The 18,496-nt window shown below is 38.8% G+C and carries 21 protein-coding genes; 14 read left to right on the top strand and 7 right to left on the bottom strand.

What is annotated here, in order from left to right; translation table 11 throughout:
* Positions 1 to 18: 18 nt before the first annotated feature.
* Both recN and nadK read right to left on the bottom strand, forming a co-directional pair.
* Positions 19 to 1,680 (bottom strand): DNA repair protein RecN, encoded by a 1,662-nt coding sequence (gene recN, locus EHE21_RS13160; RefSeq protein WP_194950887.1) that lies wholly within the window; start codon positions 1,678 to 1,680, stop codon positions 19 to 21.
* A gap of 87 nt (positions 1,681 to 1,767) precedes the next feature.
* Positions 1,768 to 2,667: an NAD(+) kinase gene (gene nadK / locus EHE21_RS13155; RefSeq protein WP_083629114.1), complete on the bottom strand. Its 900-nt coding sequence runs from the start codon at positions 2,665 to 2,667 to the stop codon at positions 1,768 to 1,770.
* A 100-nt stretch (positions 2,668 to 2,767) separates the two neighbouring features.
* On the opposite strand from nadK, the gene grpE reads away from it, so the two are divergent.
* Positions 2,768 to 3,379 carry a nucleotide exchange factor GrpE gene (gene grpE, locus EHE21_RS13150; RefSeq protein WP_088495024.1) on the top strand — a complete coding sequence of 204 codons (612 nt, stop codon included), beginning with the start codon at positions 2,768 to 2,770 and terminating at the stop codon, positions 3,377 to 3,379.
* A gap of 117 nt (positions 3,380 to 3,496) precedes the next feature.
* On the opposite strand, the gene ung is transcribed toward grpE, so the two are convergent.
* Complete coding sequence (gene ung, locus EHE21_RS13145; RefSeq protein WP_194950886.1) at positions 3,497 to 4,177, bottom strand: uracil-DNA glycosylase; 681 nt, start codon at positions 4,175 to 4,177, stop codon at positions 3,497 to 3,499.
* A gap of 334 nt (positions 4,178 to 4,511) precedes the next feature.
* Between ung and grcA the strand changes: the two genes are divergently transcribed.
* Positions 4,512 to 4,895, top strand: coding sequence for an autonomous glycyl radical cofactor GrcA (grcA, locus tag EHE21_RS13140; protein ID WP_023581591.1), 384 nt, complete (start codon positions 4,512 to 4,514; stop codon positions 4,893 to 4,895).
* A 172-nt stretch (positions 4,896 to 5,067) separates the two neighbouring features.
* On the opposite strand, the gene srmB is transcribed toward grcA, so the two are convergent.
* Positions 5,068 to 6,432, bottom strand: a complete 1,365-nt coding sequence (gene srmB, locus EHE21_RS13135) for an ATP-dependent RNA helicase SrmB (RefSeq protein ID WP_227718984.1) — start codon at positions 6,430 to 6,432, stop codon at positions 5,068 to 5,070.
* A 262-nt stretch (positions 6,433 to 6,694) separates the two neighbouring features.
* On the opposite strand from srmB, the gene trmN reads away from it, so the two are divergent.
* From trmN to acpS, 12 genes are all read left to right on the top strand, one after another.
* Complete coding sequence (gene trmN / locus EHE21_RS13130; RefSeq protein WP_194950885.1) at positions 6,695 to 7,450, top strand: tRNA(1)(Val) (adenine(37)-N(6))-methyltransferase TrmN; 756 nt, start codon at positions 6,695 to 6,697, stop codon at positions 7,448 to 7,450.
* A gap of 295 nt (positions 7,451 to 7,745) precedes the next feature.
* Complete coding sequence (rpoE, locus tag EHE21_RS13125; RefSeq protein WP_006533574.1) at positions 7,746 to 8,324, top strand: RNA polymerase sigma factor RpoE; 579 nt, start codon at positions 7,746 to 7,748, stop codon at positions 8,322 to 8,324.
* Positions 8,325 to 8,362: 38 nt separating this feature from the next.
* Positions 8,363 to 8,989 carry an anti-sigma-E factor RseA gene (rseA, locus tag EHE21_RS13120; RefSeq protein WP_267463810.1) on the top strand — a complete coding sequence of 209 codons (627 nt, stop codon included), beginning with the start codon at positions 8,363 to 8,365 and terminating at the stop codon, positions 8,987 to 8,989.
* Between the two features lie 47 nt (positions 8,990 to 9,036).
* A complete protein-coding gene (rseB, locus tag EHE21_RS13115) occupies positions 9,037 to 10,005 on the top strand; it encodes a sigma-E factor regulatory protein RseB (RefSeq protein WP_194950883.1) in 969 nt (322 codons plus the stop codon).
* A gap of 13 nt (positions 10,006 to 10,018) precedes the next feature.
* Positions 10,019 to 10,483: a SoxR-reducing system protein RseC gene (rseC, locus tag EHE21_RS13110; RefSeq protein WP_023581597.1), complete on the top strand. Its 465-nt coding sequence runs from the start codon at positions 10,019 to 10,021 to the stop codon at positions 10,481 to 10,483.
* A 301-nt stretch (positions 10,484 to 10,784) separates the two neighbouring features.
* Entirely contained in the window at positions 10,785 to 12,581 is a 1,797-nt protein-coding gene (gene lepA, locus EHE21_RS13105) for a translation elongation factor 4 (protein ID WP_088495030.1), read from the top strand.
* Positions 12,582 to 12,595: 14 nt separating this feature from the next.
* Positions 12,596 to 13,567, top strand: a complete 972-nt coding sequence (gene lepB, locus EHE21_RS13100; RefSeq protein WP_194950882.1) for a signal peptidase I — start codon at positions 12,596 to 12,598, stop codon at positions 13,565 to 13,567.
* A gap of 195 nt (positions 13,568 to 13,762) precedes the next feature.
* Positions 13,763 to 14,443, top strand: coding sequence for a ribonuclease III (gene rnc, locus EHE21_RS13095; RefSeq protein WP_069367822.1), 681 nt, complete (start codon positions 13,763 to 13,765; stop codon positions 14,441 to 14,443).
* Positions 14,440 to 15,348, top strand: a complete 909-nt coding sequence (gene era / locus EHE21_RS13090) for a GTPase Era (RefSeq protein WP_023581601.1) — start codon at positions 14,440 to 14,442, stop codon at positions 15,346 to 15,348. Before rnc ends, era begins: the two co-directional genes overlap by 4 nt.
* Before the next feature lie 9 nt (positions 15,349 to 15,357).
* Positions 15,358 to 16,098 carry a DNA repair protein RecO gene (recO, locus tag EHE21_RS13085; RefSeq protein WP_088495032.1) on the top strand — a complete coding sequence of 247 codons (741 nt, stop codon included), beginning with the start codon at positions 15,358 to 15,360 and terminating at the stop codon, positions 16,096 to 16,098.
* Between the two features lie 69 nt (positions 16,099 to 16,167).
* Positions 16,168 to 16,899 (top strand): pyridoxine 5'-phosphate synthase, encoded by a 732-nt coding sequence (pdxJ, locus tag EHE21_RS13080; protein ID WP_194950881.1) that lies wholly within the window; start codon positions 16,168 to 16,170, stop codon positions 16,897 to 16,899.
* The gene (gene acpS / locus EHE21_RS13075; RefSeq protein WP_069367826.1) at positions 16,899 to 17,279 is read left to right on the top strand and encodes a holo-ACP synthase; all 381 of its coding nucleotides are present in this window, start codon (positions 16,899 to 16,901) and stop codon (positions 17,277 to 17,279) included. Before pdxJ ends, acpS begins: the two co-directional genes overlap by 1 nt.
* A gap of 40 nt (positions 17,280 to 17,319) precedes the next feature.
* Here acpS and EHE21_RS13070 read toward each other — a convergent pair whose 3' ends face one another.
* From EHE21_RS13070 to EHE21_RS13060, 3 genes are all read right to left on the bottom strand, one after another.
* Positions 17,320 to 17,580 (bottom strand): YfhL family 4Fe-4S dicluster ferredoxin, encoded by a 261-nt coding sequence (locus tag EHE21_RS13070; protein WP_075673672.1) that lies wholly within the window; start codon positions 17,578 to 17,580, stop codon positions 17,320 to 17,322.
* A 243-nt stretch (positions 17,581 to 17,823) separates the two neighbouring features.
* Entirely contained in the window at positions 17,824 to 18,132 is a 309-nt protein-coding gene (locus EHE21_RS13065) for an addiction module antidote protein (protein ID WP_194950880.1), read from the bottom strand.
* A 3-nt stretch (positions 18,133 to 18,135) separates the two neighbouring features.
* Positions 18,136 to 18,453 (bottom strand): type II toxin-antitoxin system RelE/ParE family toxin, encoded by a 318-nt coding sequence (locus EHE21_RS13060; protein ID WP_088495035.1) that lies wholly within the window; start codon positions 18,451 to 18,453, stop codon positions 18,136 to 18,138.
* Positions 18,454 to 18,496: the final 43 nt, after the last annotated feature.

Below are 18,496 nucleotides of genomic sequence, written 5' to 3'. Positions count from 1 at the left end.
ATAAAAGTTTGTTAATCGTTATGCAGCCAACAAATCTTTTGCATTTGCTAAGGTATTTTTGGTGACTTCACTACCTGCTAATAAACGAGCGAGCTCTTGTAGGCGTTCTTTTTTCGATAACAGTTTCATGGTTGTTTCTGTTTCTTCACCATTTGTCTCTTTATTGACGAAATAGTGTTGGTGACCACAACCTGCAACTTGAGGCAAATGAGTGACACACATAACTTGAGTAGACTCGCCTAACTCACGTAGTAATTTACCCACAATAGCTGCCGTTGGACCGCTGATACCCACATCAACTTCATCAAAAATAAGTGCTGGAGTATCCATTTTTTTGGCTGTGATCACTTGGATTGCGAGTGCAATACGTGATAACTCACCGCCTGAAGCTACTTTAGAAAGTGCTTGATGAGGTTGCCCCGGATTTGTGGTGACATTAAATTCAACTTTTGTGGCGCCATCGATTTGCAGTGAGCTGTCATCAAAATGGGTATCAACAGTAAAATAACCATGAGGCATAGATAACTGATGCATACTGTTAGTGATAAGTTGACTTAATTCACTCGCATATTGTTGGCGAACTTGGTGTAATTGTTTTGCGACATCTAATGCAATTAAGTGGTCAGCTTTGACTTGTTCTATTAAAGCATCACAATCATCATTTTGACGAAGTAGGGCATTCTTCTCTTCAATTAATTGCTGATGAAGATCATAGAGTTCTTCAGGCGCGACGCGATGTTTACGTGACAAACTAATATACTTAGACATGCGTTTTTCTACTTCAAATAAGCGATTAGGGTCCATCTCTAAGCGATCACTATAGTGACGAAGCTCATCACTCACTTCACTAATTTGGATAGTGGCTTCTTCTAGCATCTCTAATAATGAATTGAACTGACTTTCCATTGAGGTTAGTTCAGTAATTTCATGTTTAGCCACATTGAGCATACTTAAAATATTTTGCTCTTCGTTGTCACTTAAAATTTGTAAACTATTTTGGCTTAGCGTTAAAAACTGGCCGCAGTTAGAAAGACGTTTATATTCTTGATCTAATTCTGGGTACTCACCTTGTACTGGTTGAAATTCATTGAGCTCTTTTAAGTGGTAATCAACCAGTTGCTGCCTTGCTTCCCGTTCTAAAGAGAGTTGTTGAAAAGCAGCTAAAGTTTGGCAACTTTGATGCCATGTTTGATAAGCCGACTTCATGTTTTTTAATAAAGCAGGCTCATGGGCATAGATATCAAGCAGTTGTTTTTGATAGCGAGGTTCTAACAGTTGCTGGTGAGCATGTTGCCCATGAATTTGAATAAGTAATGAACCAAGCTCTCTTAATTGTGAAAGAGGTACGGAAGTGCCGTTGATAAAACCACGAGAACGCCCATCAGTAGAGATAGTTCTTCTTAATAGGCATTCGTTATGATCATCAAGATGATGTTCTTCAAGCCAGCGTTGTGCTGATGGCGTATCAGAGAGTGAGAATCGTGCACATAAATCGGCTCTAGTTGCACCTGGGCGCACCATATTGGCATCACCACGGTTACCTAAGCATAAACCTAGAGCATCAATTGCAATAGACTTACCTGCGCCAGTTTCGCCTGTAATGGTGGTCATGCCACCAGAAAAATCGATTTCAAGTTCACGGACTATGGCAAAATGACTAATGGTTAATTGAGTCAGCATAGTGCCTCTCCTGTGTATAAAAAAATATCTGTAATTACATACAGTATAAACTGGTTTTTTATACAGTAAAGTAGGGAGGCACAAAAATTAGAACATTTTTTTCGACCAACCTAATTTTGAGCTGAGTGTATTAAAATAGTTGTAATCAGTTGGGTGAACTAAATTGAGTTTTTGACGACTTCTCTTAATAATAACTTCATCACCTTCTTTAATCGGTAACACTAATTGGCTATCGCAGCTGACTTCGTAATCGATATTTGTTTGTGAGAATTTTAAGCGGATTTGGCTATCACTGCTGATAACTAAAGGACGCGCTGATAAGGTATGTGGGAACATAGGCACAAGCGCAATAGCATCAAGGTTTGGCGTTAAAATAGGGCCACCCGCAGAAAGTGAGTAGGCGGTTGATCCCGTTGGTGTTGCGATAATTAAGCCATCAGAACGTTGAGAGAAAGCAAAGCGATCATCAATGTAAACTTCAAACTCAATCATATGAGCGACTTTACCGGGATGAAGAACGACTTCATTGATTGCTGTACCAATGCGTGTTCTTTGACCTTCAGCGCAGACCCGAGCTTCAAGTAAGAACCGTTTTTCTTCACGATAGTGTCCTGCTAATACATTGGTTAATTGCTGTAAGGCATTATCAGGATCAAGATCAGTAAGAAAGCCTAAATTTCCCCGGTTAACACCAATCACTTTGATATTATAACGAGATAAAACGCGCGCAGCGCCAAGCATATTGCCATCACCACCAACAACAATAACAAGATCGGCGACTTTGCCAACTTGTGTTAAATCACCTGTTTGTGCATTTTCTAGTTTTAGTTCTTGAGCAACCTGTGTGTCAATAATAACGTCATAGCCTTGAGCCAATAGCCAATGATAGAGCATTTCATGAGTTGAAATTGCTTCAGGATGGCGTGGATGACCAACAATGCCAATGCATTTAAAGTGTTTTTCTTCCGTTACGGTATTATCTGGCATTTTTTTACCCTCGTTTTGCGCCAATTCCTTGAAACCCGTTTATTGATCCCCATAATAAACTAAATATGAAGATGAATACTAAAACTACGCGGAGATGTTCATGAGTAGTAAAGAACAAAATGTACATGAAGAGCAAGTCTCAAAAGAAAAAGAAGGAATGGAATCTGCAATGAATGAGTCTCAAGAGCCAACAATGACCGAAGAAGCACAAGCGGACTTTAATGCTCAAGCTGAATTAGTGGAAGCATTAGCGCGTGTTGATTCTCTTGAAAAACAACTTGAGCAATCTCAAAAGACAGAGCGTGAAGCCATGATCCGTGCTCAAGCTGAAATTGAGAACATTCGTCGCCGTACTCAACAAGATGTAGAGAAAGCACATAAATTTGCGCTTGAGAAGTTTTCTAATGAGTTATTGCCTGTACTCGATAATTTAGAGCGTGCTTTATCTGCGGCTGATCATGAAAATGAATCATTAAAGCCAATGATTGAAGGGTTAGAATTAACTCTGAAATCATTCTTAGATGCTGTTCGTAAATTTGGTATCGAAGTGGTTGAAGAAAAAAATGTGGTATTCAACCCTGAAGTTCACCAAGCGATGACTTTAATTGATAGCCCAGCACATGAGTCTAATCATGTTGTTGATGTTATGCAAAAAGGATATACCTTAAACGGTCGTTTATTACGCCCAGCTATGGTTATCGTTTCTAAATAATATCGATAAAACATTCGTTATCACATGAGTTATTACATGTAGATAAAGTAAACCGCACAATACGAAGATTATTTAATATTCTTGTTATTGTGCGGTTTTATGTTTTATAAGGCGATATTATTCAATAGGATCAAGATGCCAATTGATCGGTGTGCGACCTTGCTGTTGTAAAATATCATTGGCTTGTTTGAAATGACCACAACCTAAAAAGCCTCTATGGGCAGAGAGTGGTGATGGATGAGGTGCTTTTAAAATAACGTGTTTATTGGTATCAATAAAACGTCCTTTTTTCTGGGCATGAGCGCCCCAAAGTAAGAATATAACCCCGTCTCGACGCTGATTGATCTGTTCAATTACTGCATCAGTAAAGATTTCCCAACCATAGTTAGCATGAGAGTGTGCTTGGCCTTTCTCTACTGTTAATACTGTATTAAGTAATAAAACACCTTGTTTTGCCCAGCTTTCTAAATAGCCGTGGTTAGGGCGTTTAAAATCAGGGTATTCTTTTTCAAGCTCTTTATACATATTGACTAACGAAGGAGGCGCTGGCACGCCCGGTCGTACTGAAAAAGAGAGTCCATGTGCTTGATTAGGGCCGTGATAAGGATCTTGCCCTAAAATAACTACATTCACATTATCAAAAGGCGTAAAACGAAAGGCATTAAAAATATCTTCTTGAGGTGGATAAACGATTTTACCTGCGGCTCTTTGTTGTGCGACTTGAGACATAATTTGATGAAAGTAAGGCTTTTCTTTTTCAGTGCCTATCACATCATGCCAAGTTAATGGTGTAGTCATAACCTAAAATCCTTGTTGATATCTTATAGTGTCTAAGCTTACCGATTTCATCAGGGGAATGAAAATATTACGACCTAAAAATAAGAATTAATTGATTTCTCAACTTTTATTTGAAAATTTACAAAAAAAATTGCAAATCAGCTATAAATGATTGTTGATTTAAAACAACACTTTGCACCTTATGGGCTAAAGTGCTTATGAATTTTATTGATATTTATCAAAGAATGACGCCATTTATACTGGTATATAAGTAGACAGAAACATTGGTTAGACCAAATACCCAAGTTCTGATATGAGATTGGAATTTGATTTTGCGCCCAAATTGGAGGTCGAAATGATTACTGGTATCCAAATTACTAAAGCTGATAACGACGATTTATTACATTCTTTCTGGTTATTAGATGATGAAAACGGCGAAGCTCGTTGCATCTGTGCTAAAAAAGGCTTTGAAGAAGGCCAAGTGATTAACCGTAAAGAGTTAGGCAATATCGAATACCGCGAAGTGCCTGTAGAATCTAAACCGGTTGTTCGTGTAGAAGGTGGTCAACACCTTAATGTTAACGTATTAAGCCGCGAAACACTGGAAGATGCTGTTAACAATCCTGAGAAATATCCTCAATTAACTATTCGTGTTTCTGGCTATGCAGTGCGTTTTAACTCACTGACTCCAGAACAGCAACGTGATGTTATTACTCGTACTTTCACTGAAAGTCTGTAATTTTCACTAAAGTCATAAGTTAATAATAAGCTCGATATGAAGATATCGGGCTTTTTTTCTATTTATCTATTTTTTTATTTTTCTATATAAAATAAGAAAAAAGAGAGAATAACAAAAAACCGTAACTATGTTATATAGCTACGGTTTTTTATAAGATCAAAAAGAGTACAGATTATTCGTTATCAGTATTCGTTTCTTTTGCTGGTGCAGTAGGAGCCACTTTCTTTTCTGTATGCTCAGTAACAGCTTTGCGACGTTTACCGATATTTTTACGATCGCGAGTCCGCACTTTTTCTTTAACCGCTTTTTTCTCTTCTTCTTTTTTCGCTTTGCGTTTAGCTAGCACTTTTTTAGAAGGTTTGAATGTTGCTTTCAGGCTTGGTGCTTTAGTTTCTGGACGTAGTTCAGCAACAACGCGATATTTAATAGGCTCTTGAACGTAACGACCAATTTTCCCTAATAGTGGGTGATCGTGAGCTTCAACTAATGAAATTGCGATACCTTTACGGCCTGCACGTCCTGTGCGACCAATGCGGTGCAAGTAAACATCCGCAGTACGAGGTAAGTCAAAGTTGAAAACGTGTGTGATGTCATCTAGATCAAGACCTCGAGAAGCAACGTCTGTGGCAACAAGTACATTCATTTTGCCTGATTCTAAACGTTTGATTGCATCATTACGCTGTGTTTGCGCCATTTCACCTTCAAGGTAGCTACATTTAATACCTTGTTTTTCTAGCGCAGTGACAAGCTCTCTTACACGCTCTCTTTTGCGAACAAAGACAATCGATTTTTTAACATCGTCTTGCTTCAGTAATGCAGCAAGCAACGCTGTTTTATGTTCGAGATTATCAGCATGATAATAGAACTGCTGAATTTTTTTACGTTCACGGCGAGATGGATCAGCATTAAGTTCAACTGGTTCGTTGAGGATGCGCTGTGCAAAATCAATAACTGCGTTACCTTCCAATGTCGCAGAGAACAGTAATGTCTGTTTGCGCCAGCGAGTTTCGCCTGCAATCGTTTCGATATCGTTAGCAAAACCCATATCTAACATACGGTCTGCTTCATCTAAAATCAGCATTTCTACCGCACGGCAGTCAAAGTTTTCTTCTTTGATGTACTGTAATAAACGACCTGTTGTTGCAACAACGATATCTTGGTTCTCACTGAAGACTTCAGCGTGATTCATATAAGCAACGCCGCCCGTGATAGTGGCGATATCTAAATGTGTATGCGCACATAATTCTTTTGCCTGCTCTGCAACTTGCATAGCAAGTTCGCGAGTTGGTGTCAGGATAAGAATACGTGGTGGGCCTGATTTTTTACGTGGATAATCAAGCAAGTGTTGAATTGCTGGAAGCAAAAAGGCCGCAGTTTTCCCTGTGCCTGTTGGCGCAGAGCCTAAAATATCGCGCCCATCCATTGCTGCAGGAATTGCATCTGCTTGAATAGCAGTAGGACGTTGATATCCTTTTTCTTCTAATGCGGTCAATAAACTTTCATCAAGTTCAAGACTGGAAAATGTCGTGGCTGTCATTGTATACCTCTGTTTAGGGCGCGGATTTTGACATTATCCCCCGCTAAAAGCCAGAGGATTTACCGCTATCACATTATATTACCGATAGACGAAGGTATTCGTTGTTTTTAGGCTTAATCTAAATAAGCGTGCATCGTATACAAATAGTTTAATGTTAAGATAGGGGTTGCAGAAGCGTTATCATACCATATATCTCTTTTCCAATGACATGAATGATAAGTAATAAAAAAGAGATAGTAATACGAATCAATAGAGCCAATAAATGAATCAAAAGAAAGTGAAAAAAGCGGGATTACGCAAAGGTGGTTTTACATTTAAACAATTTTTTGTAGCTCATGATAAGTGTGAAATGAAAGTGGGTACAGATGGTGTTTTATTAGGGGCTTGGGCACCTATCGATAATGTAAAAAGAGCGCTTGATATTGGTACGGGTAGTGGATTAATTGCATTAATGCTGGCTCAACGAGCGAATCAAATTGAGTGTATTGATGGCATTGAACTTGATGAAAAGGCAGCATCACAAGCCACGGAAAATGCTCAAGAGTCACAATGGCATTCATTTATTCATATCCATCATGATGATATTTATCATTATGCTGAACAAGCGCAAAACAAGTATGATTTGATTGTAAGTAATCCTCCTTATTTTGAACCTGCAATTGCTTGTCGTAATGATGTTCGTGAACAAGCACGTTATACAAAAACCTTAACGCATGAGGGATTGCTGGATAGTGCGCAATCACTTATCACCGAAGATGGTTTGTTCTGTGTTGTATTACCTTACTCTATTGGTGAGCAATTTATTGAAATCGCAGAAAAAAAAGAGTGGAATATTGCAAAACGCGTTAATATTAAAGACAGTGCAGATAAACCTTATCATCGAATTTTGTTAGCCTTTCAAAAACAAAATCAAAGCAGTGTCGAATGTAGTATAGATGAACTTATTATTCGTAATAATGAAGGGCATTACACTGACAAGTTTCGCTCTTGGGTGACTGACTTTTATTTGTATTATTAAATCTATATTTAATAATACATTGTTTAAGATAATATATATTGTTGTAAGTAATCGTATATATTTAAATAATATCATTGTGTTATCGTTTTTTTATTGGCAAATTGCATTTTGGGTGGATGATCACCATGATGATTTTTTTGTGATTCATCTCTTAAAATAATGATTGAATTGAACTTCATACTATTTTTGCACTCTAAGTCTTGTAGCTCATAAAACGAGAAGGAATAACGAGAGTAAATATGACGGAGTCATTTAAAAATAGTGCGAAGCTTGACTTCGGGAGAGTCCATCTCTAATGAGCGAGCAGTTAACGGACCAAATGTTGGTTGAAAAGGTACAAAATGGTGACCAGAAAGCCTTTAATTTGCTGGTTATCCGCTATCAACACAAGGTAGCAAGCCTGATTTCCCGTTATGTACCACAGGGCGATGTGCCAGATGTTTCGCAAGAAGCCTTTATTAAAGCTTATCGTGCCATCGGTTCTTTCCGTGGAGATAGTGCTTTTTATACATGGCTTTATCGCATTGCTGTGAATACAGCAAAAAATTATCTGGTTGCACAGGGGCGACGTCCGCCTTCGAATGATTTAGATGCGAGTGATGTTGAAAACTTCGAATCACCAAATGCACTAAAAGAAATTTCGAACCCTGAGAATTTAATGTTGTCAGAAGAGTTACGGAGAGTGGTTTTTCACACCATAGAGTCATTACCTGAAGATTTAAGGGTTGCTATTACACTTCGGGAACTTGACGGACTAAGCTATGAAGAGATAGCGGTCATTATGGATTGCCCTGTCGGAACAGTACGTTCACGTATTTTTAGGGCACGAGAAGCTATTGATAATAAGGTTCAACCATTAATACAAGAGTTTTAATTGTGGGTGAACCATCATTGACTGAAGGGTACTTTTACATGCAAAAAGAAAAACTTTCTGCATTTATGGATGGCGAAGTTCTTGATAAAGAATTAATGGGTACAATTGCTCGTGATGACTCTATGAAAGAGACATGGCAACGCTACCATTTAATTCGTGACACAATGCGTGGTGATGTAGGTGAAGTAGTCCACTTCGATATCGCAAGTCGCGTTGCGCTCGCTTTAGAGAATGAACCTGTTCGCATAAGTCCTGAACAACAACGAGAGCAGCAACCTGCGCCATCACAATGGCGTCAGCACTCTTTCTTACAAACGTTACGTCCTTGGGCAAGTCAGTTAACTCAAATCGGTGTCGCGGCTTGTGTTTCATTAGCTGTTATTGTTGGTGTTCAGCAATATAATGGAAAAAGTGGTTCTGAAGATTTCCAAGTAGATACACCCGTATTTAATACTCAACCTATTATGGGTTCAGGTTCGCCTGTAAGCTTAAATCTTCAAAATGATACTTTAGGTAAAGACCAGCAAACACGTTTACAAGAGCGTAATCAACGCCTTGGATTAATGTTGCAACAGTATGAGTTAGATCGTCGTATCTATAATGCACCACAAAATGAAGCGCCAATCAGCGCTCAAGGTGAAACTCAACCTGCAGCAGCACAGTAATAATAGATGTGAATGTATAAATAACGTGTGGGAATAAAACAGTCGTAATGAAAAAATCATGGTTATCCACCTTATTGCTGGTGGGCAGCCTGTCAATGCCGATACAAGCCTTGGCGCAACCTCAAACAGGTAGTGTCGAGGCTTTGTTGCAAAAGATGGGTCAGACAAGTCAAAGCTCTACCTATGAATTATCTTTTATCAATATCAATTCTCAAGGTATTGTTCCTATTCGCTACCGTCACACTCTTATTGATGGCAAACCACTTGCACAATTAATGCAAATGGATAGTACTCGCCGTGAAATTGTTCAACGTGGCAATGAAATCAGCTATTTTGAACCCGGTTTAGATGCCTTCAGCTTAAGAAATGATCATATCGTTGATTATATCCCTTCTATCATTTACCAAGATTTCAAGGAATTATCGGGTTATTATAATTTTATTGATGCGGGTAGAACGCATATTGGTGATATTCCAAGCCGAGTTGTTCGTGTGTTATCAAAAAATAATGACCGCTATGATTATGTTTTGTTTATTGATGAAGAAAGATATCTACCTTTAAGAGTCGATCTTTTAGATAAAAACAATGACATCATTGAACAGTTTAGAGTGATCACAGTTAATGAAGGAAGCGAGGTCGAAACTGAGCTTAATTCTCTACGTACCGTCAATATGCCACCTTTATTACTTGTACCTAAAGCTAAACCGTTAGTTTATAACTGGTCGGTCAGCCAATTGCCTGAGGGTTTTAAAGAGGTAAAACGTAGTAACCATCAAATTTCTGAAACTGAATTTAGTCAGTCGATTTTATTTAGTGATGGTTTATTTGACTTCTCTATTTATGTTAATAAAAGTGGCCAGCAGGTTAATTCGCCCGAACGCGATAAAATGTTAAGGTATGGTCGTAATACAATTTATACCTATGACAAAGAAGGTAATGAAATTACCTTTATTGGTCAGTTACCGTTTCCTACGGCACAAGCAATAGTTAATAGTGTTGTATTTACGAAAAAGTAAAAGGGTATAAGTTATGGTTAAAGAGTGGGCAACAGTTATACATTGGCATGAAGGACGTGCGTTATTACGCTACGGCTCTTCTTCTGGCTGTGGTAGTTGCCAAGCTCGCGCTGCCTGTGGCTCTTATTTATTGAATAAAATAGGGCCAGAGACAGTTCATCAACTTGAACTTCCCGTTGCACAACCTTTAGTTGAAGGGCAAAAAGTGGAAGTGGGTATACCTGAAAATAATCTACTTCTTTCTGCAATGTTGGTGTATTTAACACCACTTATTGGCTTATTTATCGTTGCTGGCATTGCGAGCCTTTGGTTTTCGAGTGAATTTGCTATTTTTTGCAGTGGGCTTGTGGGCGGCGCTCTTGGTTTTTTATTTGCCAAAAAAGTAGCGACTTGGTGGAGCAAAGATGAAGGTTTTGAACCTATTGTATTGCAAATAGGGCTTCCACCTCATGAACTTAAAGTTCAATTTCAAGAATAATGAGTTGATTAAAGAGATGGGGCATTTGCCCCATTATTTTTATCATGCTGCTTTTGTAATAATATCTATCTTAAATTAACACGTTTCTATATCTGGAAATTACCCGCAAAAAATTACAAATAAATGCAAGTCTTAGCATAAATGTTTGTGTTTGATGAACGTTTCTTTGAGTATAATGTCTCTAGTGTGTAGAATGCGTCATCAATAATAACTCCTGCAATATAGAGTTTTCGCTTTGTGTCCATGAATGACTCCAAAGCCAGATTTATAGAGCAAAGCAATAGAGAAAAATAATTTCAGAATGAAAAACATACGTAACTTTTCCATTATCGCACATATTGACCACGGTAAATCGACGTTATCAGATCGAATTATTCAAATTTGTGGTGGCTTATCAGATCGTGAAATGGCTGCGCAGGTTCTTGATTCTATGGATCTTGAGCGTGAACGTGGTATTACAATCAAAGCGCAAAGCGTAACCTTGAATTACACCGCTGATGACGGTGAAGTTTATCAGCTTAACTTTATCGATACCCCAGGACACGTTGACTTCTCTTATGAAGTATCTCGTTCACTCGCTGCGTGTGAAGGCGCCTTATTGGTCGTAGATGCTGGGCAAGGGGTTGAAGCGCAAACATTAGCAAACTGCTATACAGCGATGGATATGGATCTCACCGTCGTTCCTGTTTTAAATAAAATAGATTTACCAGCAGCAGAGCCTGAGCGTGTTGCTGAAGAGATTGAAGACATTGTAGGGATCGACGCTACAGATGCAGTGCGTTGTTCTGCAAAAACAGGTATTGGTGTTAAAGAAGTTATCGAACGCCTTGTTAAAGAAATTCCAGCACCTGAAGGTGATGCAGACGCTCCATTACAAGCTCTGATTATTGACTCTTGGTTTGATAACTACCTTGGTGTTGTTTCACTGATCCGTGTTAAAAACGGTAAAGTCAGCAAAGGCGATAAAATCAAGGTAATGAGCACTGGTCAGATTTATAACATTGATCGTATTGGTATTTTTACACCAAAACAAATTGATACGACATCATTAAATTGTGGCGAAGTAGGCTGGGTTGTTTGTGGTATTAAAGATATTTTAGGTGCGCCTGTTGGGGATACCTTAACAGCAGCACAAAAACCAGCAGATAAACCATTACCGGGCTTTAAAAAAGTTAAGCCACAGGTTTATGCAGGTCTATTCCCAATTAGCTCTGACGACTATGAATCATTCCGTGATGCATTAGGTAAATTAAGTCTGAATGACGCTTCATTATTCTATGAGCCAGAAAGCTCAACCGCGTTAGGTTTTGGTTTCCGTTGTGGTTTCTTGGGTCTTCTGCACATGGAGATCATTCAAGAACGTTTAGAACGTGAATATGACCTTGACCTGATTACAACCGCTCCAACCGTAGTTTATGAAGTTGAAATGACTAACGGTGATATTGTACTAGTGGATAGTCCGTCTAAATTACCACCGCTGAATAACATTGAAGAAATCAGAGAGCCTATTGCTGAATGTCATATGTTATTACCGCAAGAATACTTAGGTAATGTCATTACTTTATGTATCGAAAAACGCGGTGTTCAAACCAATATGGTCTATCATGGTAATCAGGTTTCATTGACTTATGAAATTCCGATGGCTGAAGTGGTATTAGATTTCTTTGACCGTTTAAAATCAACATCACGCGGTTATGCTTCTTTAGACTATAACTTTATCCGCTTCCAAGGCTCTAACATGGTACGTGTAGATGTCTTGATTAATGGTGATCGCGTTGATGCTTTAGCATTGATTACACATAACGATAATGCACCTTATCGTGGTCGTGAGTTGGTGGAAAAAATGAAAGAGTTTATTCCACGTCAACAGTTTGATATCGCCATCCAAGCGGCAATTGGTAACCATATTATTGCTCGTTCAACTGTTAAACAGTTACGTAAAAACGTATTAGCCAAATGTTATGGCGGTGACGTTAGCCGTAAGAAGAAACTGTTACAGAAACAGAAAGATGGTAAAAAACGTATGAAGCAAATTGGTAACGTAGAGCTACCACAAGAAGCGTTTTTAGCCATCCTTCATGTTGGTAAAGATAAATAATTTAAGGAGAAAACATGGCTAACACGTTTGCCTTGATCCTAACGCTGGCAACGCTAATAACGGGAGTTTTTTGGGGAATTGAGCGCTTTAAACTCAAGCCAGCCCGAAAAGCAAAACTAAAGCGTCTTCAAGAGATGACGCAAGGGACCGAGGATCAGCAAGAGTTAGCAAAATCAATTAATAAACCAAGTTGGGCGGAGACATTAGGCTCTTTATTCCCAGTCTTGATTATTGTTTTGATTCTGCGTTCATTTGTGTATGAGCCGTTTCAAATACCTTCTCGCTCCATGATGCCAACCTTGTTGGTTGGCGATTTTATCTTGGTTGAAAAGTTTGCTTATGGATTAAAAGATCCAATTACACAGACAACGTTAATTAATACAGGGAAGCCAAAACGAGGCGATATCGCAGTATTTAAATATCCTCGTGATCCTTCTACTGATTTTATTAAACGTGTTATTGGATTACCGGGCGATAAAATTGTTTATGATATGATGTCGAAAAAACTTCATGTCTATCCAAATTGTGATAAAGCCATTTGTAATGAAGAAATTTCAGTAACTTATGGTACAGCTTACCCAAGTGAATGGACGTTGTCATTACAAAATGTACCGGGTGGTCAGCGTATTAATGGTATGAAATCTATTCCAATTGAGGAGCCTATTTCAACAGCAACTCAATTACGTGAAGAAGAAAGGGTAGAAACGATTGATAAAGTCTCTCACCGTATTATGACAATACCCGGTGATATGACGATGCCAGAGTTTATTCAACCCGGATTACCTGTCGGTACGTGGATTGTTCCTGAAGGTCATTACTTTATGATGGGTGACAATCGAGACGGTAGCTCTGATAGTCGCTTCTGGGGCTTTGTTCCAGAGAAGAACTTAGTCGGTAAAGCGACAACGATCTGGATGAGCTTTGAAAAAGTAGAGAATGAATGGCCAACAGGTGTTCGTTTTAGCCGCATCGGTGGCATTAAGTAATAATTAACAAAATAGCGACAGCATTCCTTCTTATCTAAGTGTAGAATATGTCGCTTCTTTAAATATGATTGGCTCCTGTTATTGACAGGAGTCAGTGCAAACGCAACAGTTCTGTTATCCAACTCGATAATTTCTCGTTGTCTTAAACAGATTTGTTGCGTGTGCTTCAAATTAAGTTATGGAAATTGATCGCACATGAATACTTTATTAGTAAACCAGTTACAAAAGAAACTGGGCTATACTTTTACGCAAAATGAATTATTACTACAGGCTTTAACGCATCGTAGTGCCAGCAGTAAACATAATGAACGTTTAGAATTTTTAGGTGATTCAATTCTAAGTTATGTGATTGCTAACGCACTTTATCATCGCTTTCCTCGTGTTGATGAAGGTGATATGAGCCGAATGAGAGCAACGCTTGTTCGTGGAAATACACTCGCTGAATTAGCGCGTGAATTTGAACTCGGCGAATGTCTACGTTTAGGGCCAGGAGAATTAAAAAGCGGCGGTTTTCGTCGTGAATCAATTTTAGCGGATACGGTGGAAGCTTTAATTGGTGCCATTTTCCTCGATAGTGATATTCAAAATATCGAAAAAATTATTTTAAATTGGTATGAGAATCGTTTGGCTGAAATCAGCCCGGGCGATAAGCAAAAAGATCCTAAAACTCGTTTGCAAGAGTATCTGCAAGGCCGTCATTTACCATTACCTTCTTATATTGTGGTACAGGTTCGTGGCGAAGCCCATGATCAAGAGTTTACGATCCATTGTCAGATAAGCGGTATCGAACAACCTGTCAAAGGGATGGGTACAAGCCGTCGTAAAGCTGAACAGGCCGCTGCTGAACAGGCATTAATACAACTGGAGCTTGAATGAGCGAAGAACAAACCTATTGCGGATTTATTGCGATAGTCGGTCGCCCAAATGTGGGAAAATCAACACTACTGAACCAATTACTGGGGCAGAAAGTTTCTATTACATCACGTAAACCGCAGACTACGCGTCACCGTATCATGGGTATTGATACAGATGGTGCTTACCAAGCAATTTATGTGGATACACCGGGCTTGCATATTGAAGAAAAGCGAGCCATCAACAGACTGATGAACCGCGCAGCAAGTAGTTCAATTGGTGATGTTGAACTGGTTATTTTCGTTGTTGAAGGCACCAACTGGACGCCTGATGACGAAATGGTATTAAATAAATTAAAATCATTACGTTGCCCTGTTTTATTAGCAATTAATAAAGTGGATAACGTGACTGATAAAACCAAGTTACTTCCACACATTGGCTTTTTAAGCCAACAAATGGATTTTCTTGATGTAGTACCAATCAGTGCTGAAAAAGACATGAATATTGATACGATTGCGAAAATCGTACGTAAATGTTTACCAGAAGCGACTCATCATTTCCCTGAAGATTATATTACTGATCGCTCTCAGCGTTTTATGGCGTCAGAAATTATTCGTGAAAAATTGATGCGCTTTTTAGGTGAAGAATTACCTTATTCTGTCACTGTTGAAATCGAACAATTCGTTACCAATGAGCGTGGTGGTTATGATATCCACGGATTAATTCTGGTTGAGCGTGAAGGCCAGAAGAAAATGGTTATTGGTAATAAAGGTGCGAAAATCAAGAAAATTGGTACCGAAGCCCGTATGGATATGGAAGACTTATTTGAAAACAAAGTTCACTTAGAACTTTGGGTGAAAGTCAAAGCGGGTTGGGCTGATGATGAACGTGCTTTACGTAGCCTTGGCTATGTGGACGATTTAAAGTAGGTAACTGAAGTGGATGGCTGGCAACGTGCATTTGTTATCCATGCTCGACCTTACAGTGAAACGAGTTTGTTACTCGATTTTTTCACTGAAAACGAAGGGCGGGTACGCATATTGTCAAAAGGTGCACGAGGCCGTCGTTCACCCTTAAAAGGGGCACTTCAACCTTTTACTCCTTTGCTCATTCGTTGGAGTGGGCGAGGAGAAGTTAAAACACTTCGTGATGCTGAACCTATCTCTTTAGCATTACCACTGACAGGCTCTGTACTCTACAGTGGCTTGTATCTCAATGAGTTATTATCTCGCGTTTTAGAAAATGGTACTTCTTATAGTGTACTTTTTTTTGAATACCTTTCCTGTTTGCAAATTCTTGCTGCTAGCGATACTACACCTGAAGCTGCACTGAGACGCTTTGAACTCGCGCTATTAACACAACTGGGTTATGGTTTAGATTTTCTGCATTGTGCGGGAAGTGGAGAGCCAGTTTCAGATTCGATGACCTATCGTTATCGAGAAGAAAAAGGTTTTATTGCGAGTTTAGTGGTTGATCATAATAGTTTTACTGGATTTGAATTAAAATCCTTAGCCAGTCGCGAATTTCCTACTGTTGAAACATTAAAAGCGGCAAAAAGATTTACTCGAATGGCATTGAAGCCCTATTTAGGCGGAAAACCATTAAAAAGTAGAGAACTTTTTAGACAATTTGCCATTAAAAAAGCCCCAAAGAAAAGAGCATTGATGGTAGAACAGTAATATTGTCTTTTTCTTCTCTATGGAATGTGTAAACTAAGGTAATGCAACGTTATTTTTCAGGAGAAGAGCATGTCTGATATTCTACTTGGCGTTAATATTGACCATATCGCCACCCTTCGTAATGCCCGTGGCACAACTTATCCCGATCCTGTTCAAGCGGCTTTCATTGCAGAACAAGCTGGTGCTGATGGTATAACTATCCATTTACGTGAAGATAGACGTCATATCACTGATCGCGATTTAATGCTGATAAGCCAAACGGTTCAGACAAGATTAAATCTGGAAATGGCAGTTACTGAAGAGATGATCGAGATCGCTTGTCAAACTCAGCCTGATTTTTGCTGTTTAGTACCTGAAAAACGCCAAGAAGTGACAACAGAAGGTGGTTTAGACGTTGTTGGCAATGAAGAAAAAGTTGCTGATGCAATTAAACGCTTATCTTTAGCAGGTATCAAAGTTTCTCTATTTATTGATCCTGACCATGAGCAAATTAACGCAGCCGACCGTGTTGGTGCGCCTTTTATTGAGATCCACACTGGCGCTTATGCTGACGCTGAAGATGAAATGGCTCAAGAAAAAGAGTTTGTCCGTATTCGTGATGCAGTCACTTATGCTGCATCTAAAGGTTTAAAAGTGAATGCAGGACATGGTCTGCATTATCACAACGTACAACGTATTGCGGCATTACCTGAACTGTATGAACTGAATATTGGTCACGCTATTATTGGTAGAGCCGTATTTAGTGGATTAGCGCCAGCGGTTGAAGAAATGAAACGCTTAATGCGAGAAGCGCGTCGCTAATGGCTATTGTTGGTTTAGGTATGGATATCGTCGAGATATCACGTATCGAAGATATTATAGGGCGTTCTGGTGAACGCCTTGCTCGTCGCATTCTTACTGATACTGAATGGGAAATTTATCAATCCCATAAACAGCCAATACGTTTTTTAGCTAAGCGATTTGCAGTAAAAGAGGCGGCGGCAAAAGCATTAGGAACAGGTATACGTTTAGGATTAGCTTTCAACCATTTTGAAGTGCGTAATGATGAGTTAGGCAAACCCACCTTGCATTTTTTAGCGGTTGCCAAAGAGATGGCAGAGAAAGCGGGGATAAACTCTATTCACGTAACACTTGCTGATGAACAGCGTTATGCTTGTGCGACAGTTATTTTAGAAAAATAGCTCTCTTAGATTTATCACCCACAAAATCATCGATTAAGGTTTAGATCTTATCTGCGTGATGGATCAACACAAATTTTTCCCATAATTCATCTTGAGATTCAGTATGAGCAGGATCAGTGATGATCGTGTTAGTAATCGGACAAACCGATTGGCAAGTTGGTTTATCGTAATGTCCTACACATTCAGTGCAAAGATCAGGATTAATTTCATAAATTTCATCCCCCATTGAAATCGCATCATTTGGACACTCTGGTTCACACATATCGCAATTGATGCATTTCTTCGTAATTAGTAAAGCCATATCAGTCACTTAATATATAAATTATTAAATTTCAGTAACTTATATCTTGCACTTATATGTTACCATCTATCAGTTTTGTGTCGCTATATCCGATAAAGTAGTGTTTTATCATTCAAATAGGAATATTACCCCAATCTTTTTGCTTAATAGGCACTAAGTAAGGGGGGAGTAAGGTTACCATTTATAGGGAATTTCCTAAAGTGGCATCGCTCAAATGGTTTATTAGAATGTATAAATAAAATATTAAATACTTGCTAATGAAGAGAAATGAAAGCCAGTTGCACTAATAACATTTCGCAATGTTTTTAATGTTGGGTTTCCTGTTGGTGATAATGTTCGATAAAGCGTTTCTCTAGATACTCCTGCTTTTTTGGCAATTTTTGCCATACCGCCCCGAGCTTCTACGACATGGCGTAATGCCATAAGAAAAGCTTCTTGCCCACCATCTTCATCAATATCAAGGAAGGCTTGGTGTAAATATGCTTTTGCAAAACTAGGATCTTCACGCAAAAGCTCAATCATTGCGTCATCGTGTAAACGAGATTTTGGCATAATCTACCTCTTTAAATAATCTTTTAGACATAGGATGGCTTTATTGATGTCAGCATCCTGAGTTCGTTTATCTCCTGCTAGAAGTAGCAATATAATTTCGCCATTGATTAAACTATAGTAGACGCGATAACCCACACCTTGATCAATTCGTAGCTCCCAAATGCTTTCACGACAAGGTTTATGATCACCAAAACACGCACTTGCCATTCTATTTACTCTCGATGCAATTTTGGCTTTAGCAACAGGATCACGTATCTTTCTGAAGTAGTCGGCATATAAGTCTTTGCCATCTATTGTTAGATAATGTTTGATAGTTTTCATTGGCAAAATGTAGCTTATAAGCTACGTCAACACAACTATTTTT

Origin of the sequence: Proteus sp. GOKU, from assembly GCF_015475555.1 — a bacterium.
Classification (GTDB): domain Bacteria; phylum Pseudomonadota; class Gammaproteobacteria; order Enterobacterales; family Enterobacteriaceae; genus Proteus; species Proteus mirabilis_B.
Note: the sequence above shows the minus strand (reverse complement) of the source record. Positions and strands in the feature narration are given on the sequence as shown.

Coding starts and splice junctions, on each gene's coding strand:
- rseA (WP_267463810.1), top strand. CDS start 8,363: ATGCAAAAAGAAAAACTTTCTGCATTTATGGATGGCGAAGTTCTTGAT.
- recN (WP_194950887.1), bottom strand. CDS start 1,680: ATGCTGACTCAATTAACCATTAGTCATTTTGCCATAGTCCGTGAACTT.
- rpoE (WP_006533574.1), top strand. CDS start 7,746: ATGAGCGAGCAGTTAACGGACCAAATGTTGGTTGAAAAGGTACAAAAT.
- rseB (WP_194950883.1), top strand. CDS start 9,037: ATGAAAAAATCATGGTTATCCACCTTATTGCTGGTGGGCAGCCTGTCA.
- pdxJ (WP_194950881.1), top strand. CDS start 16,168: ATGTCTGATATTCTACTTGGCGTTAATATTGACCATATCGCCACCCTT.
- EHE21_RS13060 (WP_088495035.1), bottom strand. CDS start 18,453: ATGAAAACTATCAAACATTATCTAACAATAGATGGCAAAGACTTATAT.
- rseC (WP_023581597.1), top strand. CDS start 10,019: ATGGTTAAAGAGTGGGCAACAGTTATACATTGGCATGAAGGACGTGCG.
- acpS (WP_069367826.1), top strand. CDS start 16,899: ATGGCTATTGTTGGTTTAGGTATGGATATCGTCGAGATATCACGTATC.
- srmB (WP_227718984.1), bottom strand. CDS start 6,432: ATGACAGCCACGACATTTTCCAGTCTTGAACTTGATGAAAGTTTATTG.
- era (WP_023581601.1), top strand. CDS start 14,440: ATGAGCGAAGAACAAACCTATTGCGGATTTATTGCGATAGTCGGTCGC.
- trmN (WP_194950885.1), top strand. CDS start 6,695: ATGAATCAAAAGAAAGTGAAAAAAGCGGGATTACGCAAAGGTGGTTTT.
- grcA (WP_023581591.1), top strand. CDS start 4,512: ATGATTACTGGTATCCAAATTACTAAAGCTGATAACGACGATTTATTA.
- nadK (WP_083629114.1), bottom strand. CDS start 2,667: ATGCCAGATAATACCGTAACGGAAGAAAAACACTTTAAATGCATTGGC.
- lepA (WP_088495030.1), top strand. CDS start 10,785: ATGAAAAACATACGTAACTTTTCCATTATCGCACATATTGACCACGGT.
- lepB (WP_194950882.1), top strand. CDS start 12,596: ATGGCTAACACGTTTGCCTTGATCCTAACGCTGGCAACGCTAATAACG.
- ung (WP_194950886.1), bottom strand. CDS start 4,177: ATGACTACACCATTAACTTGGCATGATGTGATAGGCACTGAAAAAGAA.
- EHE21_RS13065 (WP_194950880.1), bottom strand. CDS start 18,132: ATGCCAAAATCTCGTTTACACGATGACGCAATGATTGAGCTTTTGCGT.
- EHE21_RS13070 (WP_075673672.1), bottom strand. CDS start 17,580: ATGGCTTTACTAATTACGAAGAAATGCATCAATTGCGATATGTGTGAA.
- grpE (WP_088495024.1), top strand. CDS start 2,768: ATGAGTAGTAAAGAACAAAATGTACATGAAGAGCAAGTCTCAAAAGAA.
- rnc (WP_069367822.1), top strand. CDS start 13,763: ATGAATACTTTATTAGTAAACCAGTTACAAAAGAAACTGGGCTATACT.